Source organism: Sandarakinorhabdus sp. (assembly GCF_040398645.1).
Classification (GTDB): domain Bacteria; phylum Pseudomonadota; class Alphaproteobacteria; order Sphingomonadales; family Sphingomonadaceae; genus Sandarakinorhabdus.
Genome location: NZ_JBBATR010000116.1, coordinates 1 through 1,655 on the forward strand (window position 1 = coordinate 1; position 1,655 = coordinate 1,655).

General features: G+C 69.1%; 1 protein-coding gene. It reads left to right on the forward strand.

Going from position 1 to position 1,655, the window contains the following annotated elements; genetic code table 11:
- Positions 1-157: 157 nt before the first annotated feature.
- A partial coding sequence (locus tag ABWP50_RS13475) for a M20/M25/M40 family metallo-hydrolase (RefSeq protein WP_353218501.1) occupies positions 158-1,655 on the forward strand: 1,498 nt, incomplete at its 3' end.

Sequence of the window (1,655 nt, forward strand, 5' to 3'; positions counted from 1 at the left end):
CCTACAACATGTTCCGGCTGGCCGGGATCATCCACGGCATCAAGGGCCGGGTGATCCGCGGCACCGCCACATCGGAACATGCGCGCAAATCCGCCGAAGGCTTTGAAGCGCTGGCCGATCTGGCCTGGGATCAAGCCCGGAAACTCGGCGCGCAATAATGACGGCAAACCGCTGGCCGCTGTTCCTGCTCACCCTGCTGGCCGGTCTGGCCTGGGCGGCACTGCGCATTCAGGTGCCGGCCCCGCTGAATGCCGATGCGCCGGCGGATGTGTTCAGCGCCGGGCGCGCCATGGCCGATGTGCGCGTGCTGGCGCGCGAACCCCACCCCACCGGCACGCCGGCTGCCGCTGCCGTGATTGCCCATCTCGAACGCCGGTTGGCCGCACTGGGCTTTGCGGTGCGCCGCGTGGTGACACCGCTGGCCGAACGGCCGGCCAAACGGCTGGCGAAATGGGGCGGCAATCCCGCTGCGCCGTCGATCAGTCTGGTTGCGGTCCGGCCCGGCACTGATCCGGCCAGCCCGGCCATTGTCTTGCTGGCCCATCACGATTCGGTGTGGGCATCGCCCGGCGCGGCCGACGACATCGCCGGCGTATCGGCGGCACTGGAAATCGCGCGCGCCATTCCGCAAGCCAGCCAGCGCCGCGATTTGGTGCTGATCTTTACGGATGCCGAGGAGCTTGGCCTCGTTGGGGCGCGCGCCATTTATGCGCCGGGTGCAGCCGCCGATCCGATCGCAGCGCGCACCGGCGTGCTGATCAACCTCGAATCGCGCGGCGGCGGCGGCCGGGCGATGATGTTTGAAACCGGGCCGGGCAATGGCGATCTGGTGCGCCTGCTGGCGGCCAACGCGCCGGGCGCCGCCGCCAGCAGCCTGGCCGTGACCATTTACGAGCTTCTGCCCAACAGCACCGATTTCACGCCCGTCAAGCTGCGCGGCACAATGGGGCTGAACTTTGCCTTTCTTGGCGAAGCCTGGGGCTATCACAGCCCGCTGATGACGCCTGACCGGCTGGAACAGGGCGCGCTCCAGCATCTCGGCGACAGCGTGCTTGGCGTCACCCGCGCGCTGCTCACGGCGGATGCATTGCCTGGCCCGGCTGAAAATGCGGTGTTTGCTTCGGCGCCCGGCCTGGGCATCATCGTTTATTCTGCCGGCACCGGCTGGGTGCTGGTGGCGGTTACCATCGGCCTGATCGTGGCCGCCGCCCACCGCCGCCGGACGCAATGGCGTATTGGCGACAGCCTGCTGGCGGGCGGGCAGGCGCTGCTGGTGCTGCTGATCGCCGGGCTCTTGATGTTCGGGCTCAATATAGTGTCGGGCAGCGTTGGCGCGGAATATTATGACCGGCTGGCGGCGCTGCCGCGGCTGGAGGCAATGGCCTTGCTGGCGGCGCTGGCGGCGCTGTTGTTTGCTGCATCAGCCGGAGCCGGCACACTGTGGGATCGCTGGATCACGTGGACAGCCCTGAGCACCGCCGCAGCACTGGCTGCGCAAATCTGGTTGCCCGGCGCCGGGCCGGTGTTCGGCTGGCCGGCCCTGCTGGCGGCACTGGGCCTCGCCATCGCGGCTTATGCTGGCGGCCCCCGCACTGGTTCGCGCACTGGTTCACCGTCGGATGCGCCTGGCCTTGCCGAGTTGGCGCCGGCGGCGC